This window comes from Rhodoblastus sphagnicola (assembly GCF_002937075.1).
GTDB lineage: Bacteria > Pseudomonadota > Alphaproteobacteria > Rhizobiales > Beijerinckiaceae > Rhodoblastus > Rhodoblastus sphagnicola.
In genome coordinates this window covers 1-19,469 of record NZ_NHSJ01000118.1, presented here as the reverse complement: position 1 = coordinate 19,469, position 19,469 = coordinate 1, and the positions used below count along the sequence as shown (strand labels likewise).

22 protein-coding genes and 2 pseudogenes are annotated in these 19,469 nt (G+C 64.7%); 12 read left to right on the top strand and 12 right to left on the bottom strand.

Going from position 1 to position 19,469, the window contains the following annotated elements:
- Position 1 precedes the first annotated feature (1 nt).
- Genes cysD through CCR94_RS18965 form a run of 5 tightly spaced genes read right to left on the bottom strand, consistent with a single transcriptional unit; the run spans position 2 to position 4,144 of the window.
- On the bottom strand, positions 2-907 hold the full coding sequence (gene cysD / locus CCR94_RS18985) for a sulfate adenylyltransferase subunit CysD (protein ID WP_104509396.1): 906 nt from the start codon (positions 905-907) through the stop codon (positions 2-4).
- The gene (locus tag CCR94_RS18980) at positions 904-1,668 is read right to left on the bottom strand and encodes a phosphoadenylyl-sulfate reductase (RefSeq protein ID WP_104509395.1); all 765 of its coding nucleotides are present in this window, start codon (positions 1,666-1,668) and stop codon (positions 904-906) included. The genes cysD and CCR94_RS18980 overlap by 4 nt, the downstream gene beginning before the upstream one ends.
- Before the next feature lie 3 nt (positions 1,669-1,671).
- Entirely contained in the window at positions 1,672-2,160 is a 489-nt protein-coding gene (locus CCR94_RS18975) for a DUF934 domain-containing protein (protein WP_104509394.1), read from the bottom strand.
- A complete protein-coding gene (locus CCR94_RS18970) occupies positions 2,147-3,814 on the bottom strand; it encodes a nitrite/sulfite reductase (RefSeq protein WP_104509393.1) in 1,668 nt (555 codons plus the stop codon). Before CCR94_RS18970 ends, CCR94_RS18975 begins: the two co-directional genes overlap by 14 nt.
- A gap of 9 nt (positions 3,815-3,823) precedes the next feature.
- Positions 3,824-4,144 carry a DUF2849 domain-containing protein gene (locus CCR94_RS18965; RefSeq protein ID WP_104509392.1) on the bottom strand — a complete coding sequence of 107 codons (321 nt, stop codon included), beginning with the start codon at positions 4,142-4,144 and terminating at the stop codon, positions 3,824-3,826.
- 268 nt (positions 4,145-4,412) lie between these two features.
- Here CCR94_RS18965 and hpnA point away from each other — a divergent pair, with 268 nt between their 5' ends.
- From hpnA to CCR94_RS18925, 8 genes and pseudogenes are all read left to right on the top strand, one after another.
- Positions 4,413-5,414, top strand: a complete 1,002-nt coding sequence (gene hpnA, locus CCR94_RS18960) for a hopanoid-associated sugar epimerase (protein WP_104509428.1) — start codon at positions 4,413-4,415, stop codon at positions 5,412-5,414.
- Entirely contained in the window at positions 5,411-6,559 is a 1,149-nt protein-coding gene (locus CCR94_RS18955) for a glycosyltransferase (protein WP_104509391.1), read from the top strand. Before hpnA ends, CCR94_RS18955 begins: the two co-directional genes overlap by 4 nt.
- Positions 6,556-7,422 (top strand): squalene synthase HpnC, encoded by an 867-nt coding sequence (gene hpnC, locus CCR94_RS18950; protein ID WP_104509390.1) that lies wholly within the window; start codon positions 6,556-6,558, stop codon positions 7,420-7,422. Before CCR94_RS18955 ends, hpnC begins: the two co-directional genes overlap by 4 nt.
- Positions 7,419-8,249 (top strand): presqualene diphosphate synthase HpnD, encoded by an 831-nt coding sequence (gene hpnD / locus CCR94_RS18945; protein WP_104509389.1) that lies wholly within the window; start codon positions 7,419-7,421, stop codon positions 8,247-8,249. Before hpnC ends, hpnD begins: the two co-directional genes overlap by 4 nt.
- Positions 8,249-9,478, top strand: a complete 1,230-nt coding sequence (gene hpnE / locus CCR94_RS18940; protein WP_338053010.1) for a hydroxysqualene dehydroxylase HpnE — start codon at positions 8,249-8,251, stop codon at positions 9,476-9,478. The genes hpnD and hpnE overlap by 1 nt, the downstream gene beginning before the upstream one ends.
- Before the next feature lie 125 nt (positions 9,479-9,603).
- Positions 9,604-9,876, top strand: coding sequence for a hypothetical protein (locus CCR94_RS18935; RefSeq protein ID WP_244594138.1), 273 nt, complete (start codon positions 9,604-9,606; stop codon positions 9,874-9,876).
- 132 nt (positions 9,877-10,008) lie between these two features.
- On the top strand, positions 10,009-10,611 hold the full coding sequence (locus tag CCR94_RS18930; RefSeq protein WP_104509387.1) for a DJ-1/PfpI family protein: 603 nt from the start codon (positions 10,009-10,011) through the stop codon (positions 10,609-10,611).
- An 88-nt stretch (positions 10,612-10,699) separates the two neighbouring features.
- Positions 10,700-11,041 (top strand): annotated as a pseudogene (locus CCR94_RS18925) (ribbon-helix-helix domain-containing protein); the annotation flags it as partial.
- Positions 11,042-11,227: 186 nt separating this feature from the next.
- On the opposite strand, the gene CCR94_RS18920 reads toward CCR94_RS18925, so the two are convergent.
- The 6 genes from CCR94_RS18920 to rfbC form a co-directional block, all read right to left on the bottom strand.
- Entirely contained in the window at positions 11,228-11,464 is a 237-nt protein-coding gene (locus CCR94_RS18920) for an FmdB family zinc ribbon protein (RefSeq protein ID WP_104509386.1), read from the bottom strand.
- A 134-nt stretch (positions 11,465-11,598) separates the two neighbouring features.
- Positions 11,599-12,384 (bottom strand): lytic murein transglycosylase, encoded by a 786-nt coding sequence (locus tag CCR94_RS18915; protein WP_104509385.1) that lies wholly within the window; start codon positions 12,382-12,384, stop codon positions 11,599-11,601.
- Between the two features lie 98 nt (positions 12,385-12,482).
- Positions 12,483-13,388: a dTDP-4-dehydrorhamnose reductase gene (gene rfbD / locus CCR94_RS18910; RefSeq protein WP_104509384.1), complete on the bottom strand. Its 906-nt coding sequence runs from the start codon at positions 13,386-13,388 to the stop codon at positions 12,483-12,485.
- Positions 13,385-14,446, bottom strand: coding sequence for a dTDP-glucose 4,6-dehydratase (gene rfbB / locus CCR94_RS18905; protein ID WP_104509383.1), 1,062 nt, complete (start codon positions 14,444-14,446; stop codon positions 13,385-13,387). The genes rfbD and rfbB overlap by 4 nt, the downstream gene beginning before the upstream one ends.
- 10 nt (positions 14,447-14,456) lie before the next feature.
- A complete protein-coding gene (gene rfbA / locus CCR94_RS18900; protein WP_104509382.1) occupies positions 14,457-15,329 on the bottom strand; it encodes a glucose-1-phosphate thymidylyltransferase RfbA in 873 nt (290 codons plus the stop codon).
- Positions 15,330-15,351: 22 nt separating this feature from the next.
- Positions 15,352-15,918, bottom strand: coding sequence for a dTDP-4-dehydrorhamnose 3,5-epimerase (gene rfbC / locus CCR94_RS18895; RefSeq protein WP_104509381.1), 567 nt, complete (start codon positions 15,916-15,918; stop codon positions 15,352-15,354).
- A 179-nt stretch (positions 15,919-16,097) separates the two neighbouring features.
- On the opposite strand from rfbC, the gene tyrS reads away from it, so the two are divergent.
- From tyrS to CCR94_RS18875, 4 genes are all read left to right on the top strand, one after another.
- Positions 16,098-17,354 carry a tyrosine--tRNA ligase gene (gene tyrS / locus CCR94_RS18890; protein ID WP_104509380.1) on the top strand — a complete coding sequence of 419 codons (1,257 nt, stop codon included), beginning with the start codon at positions 16,098-16,100 and terminating at the stop codon, positions 17,352-17,354.
- Entirely contained in the window at positions 17,354-17,779 is a 426-nt protein-coding gene (gene arfB, locus CCR94_RS18885; protein WP_170068956.1) for an alternative ribosome rescue aminoacyl-tRNA hydrolase ArfB, read from the top strand. Before tyrS ends, arfB begins: the two co-directional genes overlap by 1 nt.
- 24 nt (positions 17,780-17,803) lie before the next feature.
- Positions 17,804-18,160 (top strand): response regulator, encoded by a 357-nt coding sequence (locus tag CCR94_RS18880; protein WP_104509378.1) that lies wholly within the window; start codon positions 17,804-17,806, stop codon positions 18,158-18,160.
- 302 nt (positions 18,161-18,462) lie between these two features.
- Positions 18,463-18,810 (top strand): response regulator, encoded by a 348-nt coding sequence (locus CCR94_RS18875; RefSeq protein ID WP_146090100.1) that lies wholly within the window; start codon positions 18,463-18,465, stop codon positions 18,808-18,810.
- Positions 18,811-19,186: 376 nt separating this feature from the next.
- Here the strand turns inward: CCR94_RS18875 and CCR94_RS18870 are convergent.
- Positions 19,187-19,469 (bottom strand): annotated as a pseudogene (locus tag CCR94_RS18870) (DEAD/DEAH box helicase); the annotation flags it as partial.

The window sequence follows — 19,469 nt, the reverse complement described above, 5'->3', positions numbered from 1 at the left end:
GTCAGAAATAGCCTTCCTGCTTCTTCTGCTCCATCGAGGCGGAGCCGTCGTGATCGATGATGCGGCCCTCGCGTTCGCTGGTTTTCGAGGCGTGCATTTCCGCGATGATTTCGGGCAAGGTTGAGGCCGTGCTTTCAACGGCGCCGGTCAGCGGGTAGCAGCCCAGCGTGCGGAAGCGCACGCTCAATTCTTCAACCTGTTCGCCGGGCCGCAACTTCATGCGCTCGTCGTCGCGCATGATCAGCGCGCCGTCGCGGCGCACCACCGGACGCTTTTTCGCGAAGTACAGCGGGACAACCGGAATGTCTTCCTTGGCGATGTAATCCCAGATGTCGCTCTCGGTCCAGTTCGACAGCGGGAACACCCGAAAACTCTCGCCGGGACGCTTGCGCGTGTTGTAGAGCCGCCAGGGTTCGGGCCGCTGGTTTTTCGGATCCCAGCGATGTTCGGGCGAGCGCAGCGAGAACACCCGCTCTTTCGCGCGCGACTTCTCTTCGTCGCGCCGCGCGCCGCCGAAGGCCGCGTCGAATTTGTACTTGTCCAGCGCCTGTTTCAAACCTTGCGTCTTCATCACATCGGTATGCAGGCGCGAGCCGGAATCGAACGGATTGACGCCGGCCTTCACGCCCTCTTCGTTGATGTGAACGAGAAGCTCCAGGCCGAGATCCTTCACGCGCTGGTCGCGAAAGGCGATCATCTCCTTGAACTTCCAGGTGGTGTCGACATGCAGCAGCGGGAACGGCGGTTTGGACGGATAAAACGCTTTTAACGCGAGGTGCAGCAGCACCGCCGAATCCTTGCCGATCGAATAGAGAAACACCGGCTTTTCGCATTCCGCCGCGACCTCGCGAAAAATGTGGATCGATTCCGCTTCGAGCCTTTGCAGATGGGTCAGTGGCGCGTTCATTCCGCGGCCTCGCTTTCGGTTTCCTTGGCGCGCGACACGCGGCCGTCGGCGGCGACGTGCAGGCCGCATTCCTTCTTGTCTTCGCTCTCCCACCACCAGCGTCCGGCGCGCTCGGACTCGCCGGGCTTGATCGCGCGGGTGCAGGGCGCGCAGCCGATGCTGACGAAACCCTGTTCGTGCAGCGCGTTGACCGGAACGTCGTTGGCCTTGGCGTAGGTCACGACATCGTCGCGGGAAAAATCGAGCAGCGGATTGGCCTTGATCAGGCCGCGCTCCGCGTCCCATTCGACGAAGCGCAGATGCGAGCGATGCGCGTTCTGGTCGCCGCGCAGCCCGGTGACCCAGATATCCGCGCCGGCCAGCGCGCGCGCCAGCGGCTCGACCTTGCGGATTTCGCAGCAGGCCTTGCGCATGTCGAGGCCATAATAGAAACCGTTGATGCCCTGATCCGCGACCAGCGCCTCGATCGCCTCGGCCTTGGGAGAATAGGCTTTGATGCGCAGCGCGTATTTTTCCTCGGTGCGCTGCCAGACGTCATAGGTTTCGGGAAACAGGCGGCCGGTGTCGAGCGTGACCACGTCGAAATCGACTTTCGAATCCGCGACCGCGTGGGTGACGGCCTGATCCTCGACGCCGAGGCTGGTGGTGAAGACGATCCGGCCGGACACCGCCTTGCGCAGCAGGCGCAGGCGATTGGGCAGGGTCGCGGCGACGAAGGCCGCGTTGAGTTCGTCGATCAGGATTTGACGATGTTCGGACATGATTTAACTCCGCGCGCGGCGATCGAGGATTCGCTCGCCCTGGGCGTAATCGCGCTGATAGGTGACGGTGACGCGCTTGAGCGCGTCGAGCCATTGCTGCACCGGCTGGCGCGCGGCGTTGGCGTCGGGGATTTCGACCTCGTCGAAACCGCAGGCCAGCGCCTGCGGGAACTGGTCGGAAAACAGCGGCCCGGAGGCGCGCAAAATTCCCTTGAACCCGAGCCGGCGCAATTGCCGCGCCAGCGAAAACCCGCGCCCGTCGGTCGCCGAGGGAAAGGCGATCGCGATCAGCGCGAGACGGTCGAGGAAGGGCGAAAGCTGTTCGGCGTCGAGCGTGTTGGGCGCGAAAACGCCGGCTTGCGCCGGCGCGGCGGCGAGCAGTTTTTCCGCCGCGTCGAAAGCGACGATCACGGCTTTTCCGGCGACGTCGTCGAGCGTTTCGACGCGCGCGAACGGATCGGCTTTGGCGCCGTTTCGATCAAGCAAAAGCATCGGCGATTTCCTTGAAGGCGGTTTTGTACGGCGCGAGGCCGATGCGGCGATAGGTTTCGATGAAGGTTTCGCCCTGGCGCCGCTCGCGGCGATAGACGGCGATCAGCTTGTCGAGGGCTTCGGGCACATGGGTTTCAGGCAGGCCGGGGCCGAGCAGTTCACCGATGGCGAACTGGTCGCCGGCGTCGCCGCCGATGGTGATCTGGTAGGATTCGGCGCCCTTTTTCTCCAGGCCGAGAATGCCGATATTGCCGATGTGATGATGGCCGCAGGCGTTGATGCAGCCGGATATTTTGATCGACAATTCGCCGATGTCCTTCTGCGTCGCGGCGTCGCCGAAATGCCGCGACAGCTTTTGCGCCAGCGGGATCGAACGCGCGGTGGCCAGCGCGCAATAATCGAGGCCGGGGCAGCAGATGATGTCGGTGATCAACTCGGCGTTGGCGGTCGCGAGATCGTGCGCCTTCAGCACGGCGAAGATTTCGGCAACGTCGTCGAGCCGCACATGCGGCAGCACGAGGTTCTGCTTGTGGCTGACGCGCAGTTCGTTGAAGGAATATTTTTCCGCGAGATCGGCGACCGCGCGCATTTGCGCGGCATTGGCGTCGCCCGGCGCCTGGCCGATGCCCTTCAGCGAAATCGTCAGGGACGCGTAGCCCTTGTGCTTGTGGCGGAACAGATTGTGCTCGACGAACAGGGCGAGGTCGGGATCATTGGCCTGCGCCTGTTCGAGCTTGCGCGAAACTTCCGGCAGATCGGCGAATTCAGGCGCGTCGAACGCCGCCTGAATGCGATGGAATTCGCGCAGGTCCGCCTTGGGCGATGCGGCGACGATGCTGGCGTATTCGGCTTCGACATCGGCGCGGATTTTCTCCAGGCCGATTTCGTGGACGAGAATCTTGATGCGCGCCTTGTATTTGTTGTCGCGGCGACCTTCGAGATTGTACACGCGCAAAATGGCTTCGAGATAGTCGAGCAGTTCGGCGCGGGGCAGGAACTCGCGGATCAGCTTGCCTTCCATCGGCGTGCGGCCGAGGCCGCCGCCGATGTAAATCTGGTAGCCGGTCTCGCCGTCGGCGTCGCGCACGATGCGCACGCCGACGTCATGGCCTTTCAGCACAGCGCGATCCTGCCGCGAAGCGGTGACAGCGATCTTGAATTTCCGGCCGAGCCAGTCGAATTCCGGATGCAGCGTGGACCATTGCCGAATCCACTCGGCGGTGGGGCGGGGATCCTCGATCTCGTCGAAGGCGGCGCCGGCGAAACAATCCGTGGTGGTGTTGCGGATGCAATTGCCGGAGGTTTGGATGGCGTGCATGTCGACATCGGCGAGCAGGCCGAGAATGGCCGGCGTGTCGCGCAATTTCGGCCAGTTGTACTGAAGGTTCTGCCGCGTGGTGAAATGGCCGTAGCCGCGGTCGTAGGTCTCCGCGATCAGCGCCATCTGCCGCAATTGTCGCGCCGACAACGCGCCATAGGGAATGGCGACGCGCAGCATATAAGCGTGCAATTGCAGATAGAGGCCGTTCTTCAGGCGCAGCGGCCGGAATTCCTCATCGGTCAGCGAGCCGTCCAGCCGGCGCTCGACCTGGCTGGCGAATTGCGCCACGCGCTCGCGCACGATCTGGCGGTCGAATTCGTCATAAGCATACATGTTGGACTCTCAGATGTGGAACTCGGCCTGCTTGCCGAGATCGAGGCGGTGACTTGGGCCGAGCGTGCGCAGCCTTTCGCGGTAATGGCGCGGGACCGGGACGCCCGCCTCGATTTCGACATCGACAAGATAGGCGTCCACCACCTTGGACTCGCTGGCTTGCGCCGCGCCGAACTGCTCCAGCTCCAGCGCCGCGGCTTCGTCGGAGGCGACGCGGGCCGCGCGGACGTCGCGGGTCCAGCCGTTGTTCGCGGCGAACAGCACCTCGCCCTCGACAAGGTCGTTGGCGACGAGAATGACAGGCAAAGGCGGACGCTTGACGGCGGCCATGGGAACCTCACAGGTTGGTCGGCTGGGAAAATAGGCGGGGCGGCGTCACGTTGCAATGCTGAGAAACAGAATGAAATAGGCTATTTATCGAGTATGGGTAGAAAGGATTCCTATATTATAGTGGATTGGTCAGCTATTAGGAGCAAAAAATTCTCATTCGGGCGGGGTGTCGCGCGCGGCGCCCGCTTTTCCCCGTTTGGCGGGGGCGCTCGCCATGCTAGGAGGACGTAACGGGATTCCGGGCCTCGGGCGACCAGGAGAATCGATGATGAGTTCAGGCGGCAAGATTCTGGTGACAGGGGCGACCGGCTTCGTCGGCGCGGCGGTGGCGCGGGCGCTGATCGCGCGCGGCGAGCGCGTGGTGCTGCTGGCGCGCAAAACCTCGCCGCGCGGCAATGTCGAGGGTTTGGACGCCGAGGTGGTGATTGGCGACCTGCTTGACGCCGCCACGCTCGCCCCCGCCTTCGCGGGCGTGGACCGGCTCTACCATGTCGCCGCCGATTACCGGCTGTGGGCGCGCGATCCCAACGAGATCGTCGAGGCCAACCGCGTCGGCGTCACCAACATCATGACATCGGCGCTGCGCGCCGGCGTGTCACGGGTGGTCTACACCTCCTCGGTCGCGACTTTAAAACTCAACGCCGAGGGCCGTCCGGTAGACGAAACCTCGCCCGCGACGCCGGAACAGGCCATAGGCGCTTACAAGCGCAGCAAGACCATTGCCGAGCGCGTGGTCGAGACCATGATCCAGACGCAGGGCCTGCCGGCGGTGATCGTCAATCCGTCCACCCCGATCGGCCCGCGCGACATCAAACCGACGCCCACGGGGCGCGTCATCGTCGAGGCGGCGAACGGGAAAATGCCCGGCTACGTCGATACCGGCCTCAACCTCGTCCATGTCGAGGATGTCGCGGCGGGCCATCTCCTGGCGATGGAGAAGGGGCGAATCGGCGAGCGCTACATCCTCGGCGGCCAGGACGCGCCGTTCGGCCAGTTCCTGAGCGAAATCTGCGTCATGGCGGGACGGCGCCCGCCCACGCTGAAGATTCCGCGCGGCGCCCTGTTCCCCTTCGCCCATGCGGCGGAGTTTTTGGCGCGCTTCACCGGCAAGGAGCCGTTCGCCACCGTGGACGCCCTGCGCATGGCCGGATACCGCATGTATTTTTCCTCCCATAAGGCGCAGGCCGAACTGGGCTATTCCGCGCGGCCCTACGCGCAGGCCATAGCCGACGCGCTGTCCTGGTTCCGCGCGAAGGGCATGGTCAAGTGATCGCGCTCGGCGTTGTCGTTCTCGCGATCTGGCTGGTCCTGATTTTTGCGCGCGGCAAATTCTGGGCCTGTCTCGACACGGATTTCGCGCCCAAGCCGCAATTGACCACCTGGCCCGCCGTGGTTGCAGTGGTTCCCGCGCGCGACGAGGCCGAACTCATCGCGCAAAGCATGGGCGGACTGCTGGCGCAGGATTATCCCGGCGATTTTCGCATCGTTCTGGTGGATGATCAAAGCAGCGACGGCACGGCGGAAATCGCGCGCGCGCTGGGCAACGACCGACTGCGGGTGCTCGACGGCTCGGCGCCGCCGGAGGGCTGGACCGGAAAACTCTGGGCCATGGCGCAGGGCGTGCGCTACACCCGCGAAAACTTTTCCGCCAAATACATCCTGTTCACCGACGCCGATATTTTCCACGAGCCCGACAATCTGCGCATGCTGGTGGCGCGGGCGGAAGCCGACGCCATCGGCCTGACCTCGCTGATGGCGCTGCTGCGCTGCCAATCCTTCGCGGAAAAGCTGCTGGTTCCCGCCTTCGTCTATTTCTTCCAGATGCTCTATCCGTTCCGCTGGGCGCGCGATTCGCGGCGGCGCACGGGCGCCGCGGCGGGCGGCTGCATGCTGGTTCGCCCGGACCTGCTGGCGACGGCCGGCGGAATCGAGAGTTTGAGGGGCGCGCTGATCGACGATTGCGCGCTGGCGGCGCGGATGAAGACGGTCGGGCCGGTCTGGCTCGGCCTGACGCGTCGCGTCAAGAGCCTGCGGCCTTACCCGCGCATTGGCGACATCGGCCGCATGATTTCGCGCTCGGCTTATGCGCAACTGGGGTTTTCGCCCTGGCGACTTGCGGGCGCGATGGCCGGGCTGGTGGCGACCTTTGTGCTTCCGGTCATCCTCGCCCTGCGCGCGCCGGGCGTCGCCGGCCTGTTGGGCGCGTTGGCCTTCGGCCTGATGATCGCCAGCTTCATGCCGATCAACCGATTCTACGGGCTGAGCCGCGCCCGCGCCGCGCTCTTGCCGGGCATCGCCGCGATTTATATGGTCTACACGTTGCGTTCGGCGCTCGACTTTTATCGCGGGCGCGGCGGCATGTGGAAGGGCCGGGCGCAAGCCCAGCGGGGCGCTCAAGAGGCGGGAGAAGCATGAGCGAAGACACGGTCACGGCGGAAAGCCTGCGTTCCGGCAAGACCGGCGCGGACGAGAATTTTCCGGTCGCCTCGGGGCTGATCGCGGAACGTCTGCGCCCGGTGATTCTCGCCTTTTACGATTTCGTGCGCTCCGGCGACGATGTCGCCGACAATCCCGATCTGGCGCCGGCGCAAAAACACGCTTTGCTGGACCAGATGGAGGATTCGCTGATCGGCAAGAGCGAGGCCGAGCCGCTTGGCGTAAAGTTGCGCGTAAAACTCGCCGAACACGACCTCACCGACCAGCACGCGCGCGACCTGCTCGATGCGTTCCGCCTCGACGTGGACAAGAATCGTTACGCCGACTGGGATGATCTGATCGCTTATTGTCGCCTGTCGGCCATGCCTGTCGGGCGCTTCCTGCTCGACGTCCACGGCGAGAGCCAGAGCCTGTGGGCGGCCTCCGACGACATTTGCGCGGGTTTGCAGATCAACAACCATTTGCAGGATTGCGCCAAGGATTTCAAAGCCCTCGACCGCGTTTACATCCCCCGGGACGCGCTTGATGCGGCGGGCGCGCGGATCGAGGATCTGGGGGAAGCCAAAAGTTCGCCGGCCTTGCTGTCCTGCCTTCAGAACCTGGCGTGGAAGAACCGCGGGCTGCTCGAACGCGGCGCGGATCTCACCGCCGCGATCAAGGATTTCAGGCTTGGCCTGGAAATCGCGGTGATCGTCCGCCACGCCTTCAGCATCGTGGACCTGCTGACGGCGCGCGATCCCTTGTGCGAAAAGGTGAAGCTCAACAAGGGCGAGATGGTTATCGGCGCCGCGGCCGCCGTCGGCGTCGAGGCGGTTTCACGCTTGTTCCGGAGGGCCGCATGAGCCTCGCGACACATGAGGCCGCGCGGGAAACCGCGCGCAACAGCTCGTTTTATCGGGCCATGGCGATCCTGCCGCAAGGGCAGCGCGACGCCATGTTCGAAATCTATTCGTTCTGCCGCGCCGTGGACGACATCGCCGACGGCGGCGGAACCCGCGAGGAAAAGACCGAAGCGCTCGACCTATGGCGCCGCGACATCGCCGCGCTCTATGAGGGGGGCCATTCCGGTCGGGCCGAGGGGCTGATCACGCCGCTGCGCGACTTCAGTTTCAGGCAAGAGGATTTTCTCGCCGTCATCGACGGCATGCAGATGGATGTCGACGCGAACATCGTCGCGCCGGACGCGGAAACACTCGATCTCTATTGCGACCGCGTCGCCAGCGCGGTGGGGCGGTTGTCGGTGCGGGTGTTCGGCCTGCCGGAGCAACAGGGGATCGAACTCGCCCATCATCTCGGGCGCGCGCTGCAACTCACCAACATCCTGCGCGACGTGGACGAGGACGCGGCCATCGGCCGGCTCTATCTGCCGCGCGAGCTTCTTTCGGGCGCGGGCGTGTCCGACCCGACGCCGGAACAAGTCGTGGCGCGGCCCGATCTCGACCCCGTGTGTCGCCCGCTGCTGGCGCAGGCCAAGGTCCATTTCGATCAGGCGAACGCCATTATGGTGGAGCGTCCCCGCGCGGAAATCCGCGCGCCGAAAATCATGTATCTGGCCTATCGCGCGATCTGGCGGCGGCTGGACCACAGGGGCTTCAAGGCGCCGCGTGAAAAGATCGCGACGCCGAAACTGGCCGTGCTCGGCGCCTTCCTGCGCTACGGGCTGTTCTGATGGCGCGGGTTCATGTGATCGGCGCCGGCCTCGCCGGCCTGTCGGCGGCGGTGGAGCTGGCGGATCGCTTCGAGGTCGCGCTTTACGAGGCCGCGCCGCAGGCGGGCGGGCGCTGCCGCTCCTATTTCGACGCGACGCTCGGCATGACCATCGACAATGGCAATCATCTGCTGCTGTCGGGCAATTCCGCATCGCTCGATTACGCGCGAAAAACCGGCGGTTCCGACAAACTGTCCATCGCCGAGGAAGCCGGGTTCGATTTTTGCGATCTGGAGCAGAAAACGCGGTGGCGGCTGCGCCCCAACGCCGGAAAACTGCCCTGGTGGATTCTGATGCCCGACCGCCGGCTGCCGGGCACGGCGGGGCTGGATTACATGGCGCTCGCAAAACTGCTGTTCGCCAAGCCCGGCCAGACGCTGCGGCCGTTCCTCGGCTCCGGCGACATGGCGCGGCGGCTGTGGGACCCGATTTTCGTCTCGGCGCTGAACACGGCGCCGGAGGAGGCGTCGGCGACGTTGGCCGCGACCATCGTGCGCGAAACTTTTGCACGGGGCGGCGACGCCTGCCGTCCGGTGGTGGCGGACGGCCTGTCCGCCGCCTTCGTCGATCCGGCGCTGGATTTTTTGCGCGGGAAGGGTGCGCGGGTAAAATTCGGCGCCAAATTGCGCGGTCTCGCCTTTGAGGGCGGGCGCGTGGCGGCGCTGGACTTTGGCGAGGAGACCGTCGCGCTGGATGCGGAAGATCGCGTCGTGCTGGCGGTGACGGCGCCGGTTGCGGCGGAACTGCTGCCGGGCCTGTCCGCGCCAAATGAATTCCGCTCCATCGTCAACGCTCATTTCGCTTTCCCGGCGCCGAAGGACATGCCGCTGCTCACCGGCGTGATCGGCGGCTGGAGCGAATGGGTGTTCGCTTTCCCCGACCGGCTCTCGGTGACCATCAGCGCCGCCGAGCGGTTTTTGGCCACGCCGCGCGAGGAGCTCGCCTCGCGCATTTGGGACGAGGTTCAGCGGGTCGCGGGCGTTTCGGCGCCGCTGCCGGTCTGGCAAATCATCAAGGAAAAGCGCGCCACCTTCGCCGCGACGCCGGCGCAGGACGCGCTGCGGCCCGGCCCGGCGACGGACTGGAAAAATCTTTTTCTCGCCGGCGATTTTACCCAAACCGGGCTGCCTTCGACCATCGAAGGGGCTGTACGCTCGGGTTTGAGCGCGGCCGCCCTTGTTTTGGCCTGAACTGTCGCTAAACTTTTCCCGCTCTCAAGGCGGTCTGGCGCGGGGGCCACTCAAGCCTCTGTAACGCTTCGGGCTTGAGCGCAATCGGCGTTCAACTGATTCGCAAACGGCGCCCGATCCGCAAAATGGAAGGAGCGAAAATGGAAAACACCACCCGCAGGAATGCGTTTCGCCTGTTCGGCGCCGCCCTGCTCGCTGGCGTCGTCGCGAACAGCGGCGAGGCCGAGGCGCAGCCCTACGACCCCTATGACCGGCCGCTGCGCCCACCGCCGCCTCGGGATGACTGGGGCCGTCCGCGCCGCCCGCCGCCGCCGCCGCCCGGCTACGGCCCACCGCCGTGGCGTCGCCGCTGCTGGTGGAAGGAAACCCCGTGGGGGCCGCGCAAGGTTTGCAGGTAAAACGAAAGGGCGCCGCGACCGGCGCCCTTTCATGTCGCGCGCCGGGCCGTCCGGCGCGCGCGATAGCGGGGTAACACCCACAGGCAAAATTCGGCGCCATCCTGTCCTCCTGATAAAACACGGGAGGACGCCATGAGCGCCAGGAAAATTCTGCTGATCGCCGGCGATTTCGTCGAGGATTACGAGGTGATGGTTCCGTTCCAGACCCTTCTGGCGGTCGGCCACAAGGTTGACGCGGTCTGTCCGGGCAAGGCGGCCGGCGACAGCGTCGCCACGTCGATCCACGATTTCGAGGGCCAGCAGACCTACAGCGAAAAGCGCGGCCATAATTTCACGCTCAACGCCAGTTTCGCCGACATCCATCCGGAAAGCTACGACGCGCTGGTGATTCCGGGCGGACGCGCGCCGGAATATCTCCGCCTCGATCCGAAGGTGATCGCGCTGGTCCAGCATTTCTTTGCCGCCAACAAGCCGGTCGCGGCCATCTGCCACGGCGCGCAACTGCTGGCGGCGGCCGGCGTGATCAAGGGCCGCCGCGTCTCCGCCTATCCCGCGTGCCGGCCGGACGTGGAGTTGGCGGGCGGAACCTATGCCGACATCGCCATCGACGCCGCCGTCACCGACGGCCATCTGGTCACCGCGCCGGCTTGGCCGGCGCATCCCGCTTGGCTCAACCAGTTTTTGGCGGTGATCGGCCATGGTTTGAGCGAGGGCGGGCTGTCGAAGGCGGCATGAGGGCTTTCACGGCGAAGTGAGTCCAAAGCCGTTTGCCAAAACCGACGCGCCTCGCCATTGTTCGATGACGCGGCGCGGAGTCTCGTTCATGTGCCAATTGTTCATCAAGGCCGATCCGGACCTCTGGCGCCAAAAACTGCGCTCGGTGCGGCTGAGCGGTTTTTCCACCAGCGTGCGGTTGGAAAACATCTATTGGCGGCTCCTCCAGGACATTGCCGCGCGCGAAAAAATGAGCGTCAACGCGATCCTCGCCCGACTCTATGAGGAACTGCTGGAAACGCAGGGCGAGGTCGACAATTTCGCCTCATTCCTGAGGGTCTGCTGCGCCCGCTATCTCATGTTGCAATTGGCCGGCGACATTCCCGCCGATCCGACGCAGCCGATCGCCGGACTCGACGCGCCGATGATACTGGCGCGTGAAAAAGCGCGGCTGGGGCAGGGCGACGGCTGGGCCGAGCCGCCACCCTATCTTTCTGACGCGCCGGCAGGCACAGGGCGCCACCGGGATAGCCCGCGAAGTCGCAATAAAGCGTCCCCGCCGCCGGCTGGAAGCGCGCTTCCGTGACATGGCCGAGCGCGTCGGGTTCGGCGGCGGTGAAGGGCGGACAGCCTCACATCACTTCTTGAAGGTGGATATTTCCTTCTTGCTGAAATTCGACAGGTCGCCCTCGCGCGCGGCCCTGGCGCGGCCCGCCTTGCGCATCTTGTCGAATTTCGGGTCCGGCGCCAGCCAGGAGGGCAGGCGCTCCATTTTCTCGCTGCCGCAGGCCGGGCAAATCGCGGGTTCGTCGGAGCGTATCAGCAATTCCGAATCGGCGGCGCAGGCGGAGCAATGGAAGGAATAAAGCGGCATGTCGGTCCTCGGTGTTATGCTCAAAATCTAAGCAAGAACGGGGCCAATTTCGCGACCGCGCAGGGCTTTGCTTGAACAAAAAGAGCCGACCGCAGGGCGATCGGCTCCGGTCTATGCGCAGGTTCACGCTCAGCTCAGGGCGCGGCGTCGATCTCGGCGCCGACCTTGGCGATGGCCTCCTGGTACACGCTCGCGGCGTTCCATTCCGCGATGGCCGCGAAATTGGGCTCGCCGGGACCATAGCCGGCGCCGCGCGTCCAGCCGTGGCCCTTGAGGTAATTGGCCGTGGAGGACAAGGCGCCCGCCGCCGTCTCCAGGCTGCCGCCCGCGCCATATTGCAGCACGGTCTTGGGCATGAACTGGGTCATGCCGACCTCGCCATGCATGGACCCGGTGGTGCCGGCCGCGAACACGCCGCGATCGACCAGCGTCAGCGCCGCATTGAGCTGGTCGGTGAAATATTCGGTGCGGCGGCAGTCATAGGCCAGCGTCGCCACGGCGGAGAGCACGTTCTGGTGGCCGGACACCGCGCCGAAACCCGTCTCCATACCCCAGATCGCCAGCAGCGGGCCGGCGGGCACGCCATAGGTGCTCTCGATCTGGGCGAACAGGTTGGCGTATTGGTGCTTCAGCTTCTTGCCGCGCGCCGCGATGGTGGCGCAGCCGCGCTTCTGGCAGAAGGCCGGCAGTGAAAGATGAAAGCTGTGCTGGCCGCGATCGGCGTTGATGGTGGCCTGGGCGTAGGAGGTGGACATCAGCGCGTTGATGGCGCGCGGGGTGAACTTGCCGCTCACTTCCTGCGCGTAGCTCGCCTTCCAGGCATCGAACCCGCCGCCGGAATTGCCGCATTGCGCCGCCTGCGCGGTCTGGCCGAGCGCCAGAACGGCGGCAAGACCGATAACCAATTGCGAAACTTTCATAATGATCCTCGTGCGCGCTGAAAAAGGGGGGAGACTCTTGGCGCGATCTTAACCAAAACGAGATTCGAGGCGAGCGCAAAATCGGGGCGCGGCGCGCATCAGGCTGTTGGTGTGGCTTTCGCGTCAACCAGGCGCTCCATCACCCGCGCGAGGCTTTGCCGCCAGTCCGGCAGGCGCACGCCATGCGCCACCGCGAGCTTTTCCGTCGAGAGCCGCGAGTTCGGGGGCCGCGCCGCCGGGGTCGGATAATCGCTGCTGGGGATGGAAACCACGTTCGCGCTCGGGCCGCCGCGCGCGGCGGATTGGGCGAAGATTTCGCGGGCGAAATCCGCCCAGTTGGTGACGCCTTGCGAGGCCAGATGGAATGTGCCGCGCAGGTTTTCGTCCGACCGCGTTGCGAGATTGCGCGCGACTGTTACAACCGCCTCGGCTATGTCGAGCGCGGAGGTCGGCGCGCCCGTCTGGTCGGCGACCACGCGCAGTTCGGGACGGGTTTGCGCGAGGCGCAGCATGGTTTTCACGAAATTCGCGCCCCAGGGCGCATAGACCCAGCAGGTGCGCAAAATGGCGTGGTTCGGCGTCGCCGCGCGCACCGCCTCCTCGCCGGCCAGTTTCGACGCGCCATAGGCGCCGATCGGCCCGGTGGAATCGTCCTCGCGCCAAAAGTTTTCGCCCGAGCCGTCGAACACGTAATCGGTGGAGATCTGGATCACCGGCACGTTCAGAGCGGCGGCGGCTTGCGCCACCCGGCCCGCGCCGCGTCCGTTGACGGCGAAGGCCAGATCCCGCTCGCTCTCGGCCTTGTCCACGGCGGTATAGGCGCCGGCGTTGACGATCACGTCGGGCCGCGCCGTTGCGAACACCGCCGTCGCGTCGCCCTCGGCGGCGAGGTCGAAAGAGTCCCGTCCGAGCGCGACGACTTCAAGCTCCCGGCCGGCGAGCGCCTGCAAGGCGCGGGTGACCTGACCTTCCCGGCCGGTGACGACAAGCCTGAGTTTGGTCATGGCGCGGTCTCCGCGACCAGGCCCAGCCTTTCGCCTGCATAAACCTTGTCGCGCAACGGCCGCCACCACCATTCATTGTCAAGGTACCAGGCCACCGTCTTCTCGATGCCGCTGTCGAAGTTCTCGCGGGCGCGCCAGCCGAGTTCGGTTTCGAGCTTGTCGGCGTTGATGGCGTAGCGATGGTCGTGGCCGGGGCGGTCGGTCACGTAGGTGATCAGCTTTTCGCGCTTTTCCGCTATGGGGCGCTCGCGGTCGAGGATTTCGCAGACGCGCCGGACGATATCAATGTTGCGGCGCTCGTTGCGGCCGCCGACATTGTACTTTTCCCCAAGCCGCCCGCGCGTCAAAATGGTGAGCAGGGCGCGGGCGTGGTCCTCGACATAGAGCCAGTCGCGGATGTTGGAGCCGTCGCCATAGACCGGCAACGGCTTGCCGTGCAACGCATTGAGGATGATCAGCGGAATCAGCTTTTCGGGGAAATGATACGGCCCGTAATTGTTCGAGCAGTTCGAGATCACCACCGGCAGGCCATAGGTGCGGCCCCAGGCGGTGGCGAGGTGGTCCGAGGCCGCCTTGGAGGCCGAATAGGGCGAGGAGGGGTCGTAGGGCGTGGTCTCCTCGAACAGGCCGTCAGCCCCGAGCGAGCCGTAGACCTCGTCGGTCGAGACGTGGAGATAGCGGAAGGCGTCGCGTTTTTCCGGGGCGAGCGCGCTCCAATAGGCGCGCGCCGCTTCGAGCAAAGTGAAGCTGCCGACCACATTGGTGGTGACAAAGTCGCCGGCGGCGGTGATCGAGCGATCGACATGGCTTTCGGCGGCCAGATGCATCACGCCATCGGGCTGGAATTGCGCGAAGGCGGCATCCAGCGCGGCGCGATCGCAAATGTCGGCTTGCAGGAAGTGATAATTGGGATTTTGCGCGATCTCGCGCAATGAGGCCAGATTGCCCGCATAGGTCAGCTTGTCGACGTTGAGCACCGTTGCGCCGGCCTCGCCCACCAGATAACGGCAGAGCGCCGAACCGATGAAACCCGCGCCGCCCGTCACCAGAATCCGCATCGCCCCCTCCTCAAATCTTGCCTTCGGCGATGCGCAGCAAAAAGCGGCCATAGGCGTTCTTGGCGAACAACTGGCCGCGCGCGATCAACTGCTCACGGTCGATAAAACCGTTGATATAGGCGATTTCCTCAAGACAGGCCACCTGAATGCCCTGGCGCTTCTGGATGACCTGGACGAAGTTGGAGGCTTCGAGCAGGCTGTCATGGGTTCCGGTGTCGAACCAGGCGAAGCCGCGCGACAGCACTTCGACGTGCAGGTCGTCCTTCTCCAGATAGATGCGGTTGACGTCGGTGATTTCAAGCTCGCCGCGCGGCGACGGTTTCAGGTTCGCCGCGATCTCCACCACGGAATTGTCGTAGAAATACAGGCCGGTCACCGCATAGGGCGATTTCGGCTCTTGCGGCTTTTCCACGATGGAGACGGGACGGCCCTCGGCGTTGAGCGTGACCACGCCGTAACGCTCGGGATCCTCGACGTGGTAGCCGAACACGGTGGCGCCGGCGCGCCGGTCGCGCGCGCGTCCCAGCGAGGCGCGCAGGCCGGCGCCGAAGAAGATGTTGTCGCCGAGCACCAGGCAGACGGGATCCGTCCCGATGAATTCGGCGCCGAGGATGAAGGCCTGCGCCAGTCCTTCCGGCTTGGGTTGCACCTTGTAGGAAATCGTCAGGCCGAACTGCTCGCCCCCGCCGAACAGGCGCTGGTAATTCTCGATATAGTCCGGCGAGGAAATGATCAGGATTTCGCGTATGCCGGCGAGCATCAGCACGGAGATCGGATAATAGATCATCGGCTTGTCGTAGATCGGCAACAATTGCTTGTTGATCGCCAATGTCGCCGGATGCAGGCGCGTGCCAGAACCGCCCGCGAGGACAATGCCCTTCATCGATCACTCCAAAAAAGTCAGGTCAGGCGAAAGCGGCCGGCAGGTCGCGCAAGGTGGGATGGGTCTTGTCCTTGGCCGACAGCAGATAGCCGCCAGTCGGCGCCCCGGCGACCTTGGGCCAGGCGATGCCCAACTCCGGATCGTCGAAGGCCAGGCCCCGGTCGCATTCGGGCGAATAATATTGCGTGACCTTGTAGATCACCTCGGTGTTGGGTTCGAGCGTGCAAAAACCGTGCGCGAAGCCCACGGGAATCCAGAACTGGCTCCAGTTTTCCGCGCTCAGCGTCACCGCGACATGCTTGCCGAAGGTCGGAGATTTCAGGCGAATATCGACCGCGACGTCGAAAATGGCGCCGCGCACCACGCGCACCAGCTTGCCTTGCCCCATCGGGTCGATCTGGAAATGCAGTCCGCGCAACGTGCCCGCCGGCGCCGACAGCGAATGGTTGTCCTGGACGAAACGGGCGTCGCCGATCAGGGGCGAGACAACGCGCTCATTATATGTTTCCGAGAAAAAACCGCGTTCGTCGCCGAATTTTTTCGGGGTCAGCAGGACGGGACCGGCAATATCGAAAGTCTGGTGCTCCATCGAACGCTCCGTGGCTCCACCGTTCGGCGCGCGGGGTCACGCACCGCAATGCCTATCGTTGGTAGAGGGCAGGCTTGACCGAGTCAATTGCGGCGCAGGCTCTTTCCTCGAACAGATCGACTCGGACGCTTGCGCCTCCCACGCCGAATCCCTAAGACTTCGCGCCAAGCGAGGAGCAAATGACCGACTTTCAGCCGAAATCCGAATTTCTGCGCGTCCTGACGGAGCGCGGCTTCATCCATCAATGTTCCGACCTTGCCGGGTTGGACCAGAAGGCGGCTGCCGGCGAACTGATCGCCTATATCGGCTTCGATTGCACCGCGCCCTCGCTGCATGTCGGTTCGCTCTTGCCGATCATGATGCTGCACTGGCTGCAAAAGACCGGCGGCAAGCCGATCTCGCTGATGGGCGGCGGCACCACCCGGGTCGGCGACCCCTCCGGCAAGGACGAAGGCCGGAAAATGCTCACCCTCGAACAGATCGACGCCAACAAGGACTCGATCAAAAAGGTGTTCGAGAAATTCCTGGTTTTCGGCGCGGCAAAAACCGACGCGGTGATGACCGACAACGCCGAATGGCTGACCGCGCTCAACTACATCGATTTTTTACGCGACGTGGGGAAACACTTCTCCGTCAATCGCATGCTGGCCATGGACAGCGTGAAGCTGCGGCTGGAGCGCGAACATGAGCTGTCCTTCATCGAATTCAACTACATGTGCCTCCAGGCCTATGATTTCGTCGAATTGAACCGCCGTCATGGCTGCCTGTTGCAGATGGGCGGCTCGGACCAGTGGGGCAATATCGTCACCGGACTCGATCTCGGGCGCCGGATGGGGACGCCGCAGCTTTACGCCCTGACATCGCCGTTGCTGACCACCGCCTCGGGCGCCAAAATGGGCAAGACGGCGGCGGGCGCGGTCTGGCTCAACGCCGACATGCTGCCGGTCTATGACTACTGGCAGTACTGGCGCAACGCCGAGGACGCCGATGTCGCAAGGTTTTTGAAACTGTTCACCACGCTGCCGATGGACGAGATCGCGCGGCTCGCGGCGCTGGAAGGTTCGGAGATCAACGAGGCGAAAAAGGTGCTGGCCAACGAGGCGACGGCGCTGCTGCATGGGCGCGCGGCGGCCGAACTGGCGGCCGAGACGGCGCAAAAAACCTTTGTGGAGGGCGTGCTGGCCGACAACCTGCCCACCGTGACCGTGGCGCGCGCCGAGATCGCGGCGGGGCTGGGCGCGCTTCATGCGTTCGTGAAGGCCGGGCTGACGCCCTCGACCGGAGAGGCGCGGCGCCAGATCAAGGGCGGCGGATTGCGCCTCAATGACACGGCGCTGACAGACGAGCGTTATAGGCTGGGCGAGACCGATTTCGTCGACGGTGTGGCGAAACTGTCGGCCGGCAAGAAGAAGCACGTGCTGTTGAAGGTGGAATGATGCTGCACATCGGCGGCCGACTCTGGATCGACGTCAGCGAGATCGCGCTGTCGTTCATGCGGTCGTCGGGCGCTGGCGGCCAGAATGTCAACAAGGTCGAGACCGCCGTGCAATTGCGCTGGAACGTGGCCGCGTCGCCCGCGCTGACAGAGCGGGTGCGAACCAACATCAAGGTTTTGGCGGGGCGGCGGCTGACCAAGGACGGCGTGCTCGTCCTCACGGCGCAAAGGTTCCGCACCCAGGAGCTCAATCGCGCCGATGCGCTTGAACGGCTGGTGGAGCTGGTGCGCGAGGCGGCCAAGCCGCCGCCGCCCGTGCGTCGGCCGACGCGTCCGACCAAGGGATCAGTGGAGCGGCGGCTCGAAGCCAAAAAAACGCGGGCGCTTCACAAACAGGGGCGAAGGTCTATTCTGGACCGGGATTGAACGGCCCACACCGAAGGATGGCCATTGAGCGCGCGAGCCCGAGTTCTGATCGTGGAAGACGAAGCGCTGGTCGCCTTCGCGCTGGAGGAGACGCTGGCGGACTTCGGCTATGACGTGGTCGGACCCGCGCCCAGCGTGCGGGCGGCGATGAAGCTCATCGCGAGCGACAGGATCGACGCGGCCATTCTCGACGTCAATCTCGGCGGGGAGACCATCGACCCCGTCGCCCGCGCGCTGGCGGCGGCCAACATCCCCTTCGTCTTCACCACGGGCTACGTCAACGCCTCCGCCCTCCCACAGGGTTTCAAGGACCGTCCGGCGCTCAACAAGCCTTACCATCCGGAGGCTTTGCGCGACGCCGTGGCGCGGTTGCTGGCTTAGAGCATGATCCCAAAAAGTGGATGCCGGTTTTTGGAAAAGATCATGCGAAAACAAAGAGGCTAGAGCGCGATGCGTTTCCGTGGAAACGCATCGCGCTCTAGCCCATCCGGTCGGCCGGCGCGACGGGAACGACGTTTTGCCTTGGCGCGCCAAGGGGCGATCTGGATGCGCCGGCGGGTGGGGGCGAGCGAAAATCATGCGCCTCAACCATTTCAAATCGCCGGAAAAACGGCTACACTCGTGACAAGTTGTCGCGCACGACCGCCCTGTGCGCCAGCGAAAGGCGCGAGGAATCAAGCCACATGCAGCGAATTTTGGTGATTGAAGACGAATTCTTCGTCGCGGCCCATATCGAGCACGTGCTCGAAGGCGAAGGGGTGGAGGTGATCGGGCCGGTCGGATCGCTACAGGAGGCGATGCAACTGGCGCGCAATGTGACCGTGGACGGCGCCCTGCTCGACGTGAACATCGACGGCGGCCGCATCGACGATGTCGCTGAAATTCTGGCGCGCAAGTGCGTGCCCTTCGTGTTCGTGACCGCCTATGGCCGGGACAACCTGCCGCCGGCGCATCGCGAGGCGGGGGTGGTGGACAAGCCGTTCAAGGACGAGGATCTGCTTCGCGAGGTGCGGCGGTTCCAGACGCATTAGCCCAAGTTCGGTGAACTCCCGTTCACCGAACTTGTTCTAGATCTTTGGTATTGCGCATATTCTTTTCCGAAAACCGCGCATACCCCTGGGGAATATGCGGTAGGGGGCGTTTTCCGGGGGCGAGCGCGCAAGCGCCGCTGTCCAGTTCAGGCCTAAGTCGAGCCGAAGCGCCGCCACGTCCTTGGCGCCTTGCGGGTGAAGGAGGCCCCGAAGGGGCCGGATGAGAGGGCGTCCACCGCCGCGTCATCGTTGAATATGAAGCACACTCGCTCGCCCGTCTCGTCTGCCGCCTTCTCCCGCCCCGAAACCGCGAACATCTTGGACGGGCCATGAGGAGAAGGAGACTGGCCGAGCGGCTGGTCGAATGTGCGAAAGCTCAGTCCACCTTGGCCTTGACGCGCACCGGGCGCATCAAAAAGCCGGGCAGATGATCGCCAAAACCCACGACGGCCGGCCCGTCGTCGTCGCGGTCGCGGCGGCGGGGCGCGCGGGCTTCGCGCGGTTCGCGCACCGGAGGGGTTTCGCGACCTGGACCCGGTGTTTCCCGGGCGGGGCGGACCTCGCGCGGCGGGCGGGCTTCACGCGGCGGACGAGGTTCGCGCGCCGGACGGGTTTCGCGCGCCTCCTCGGCGACGGCGACGGCGGCGGTGCGTTCGCGG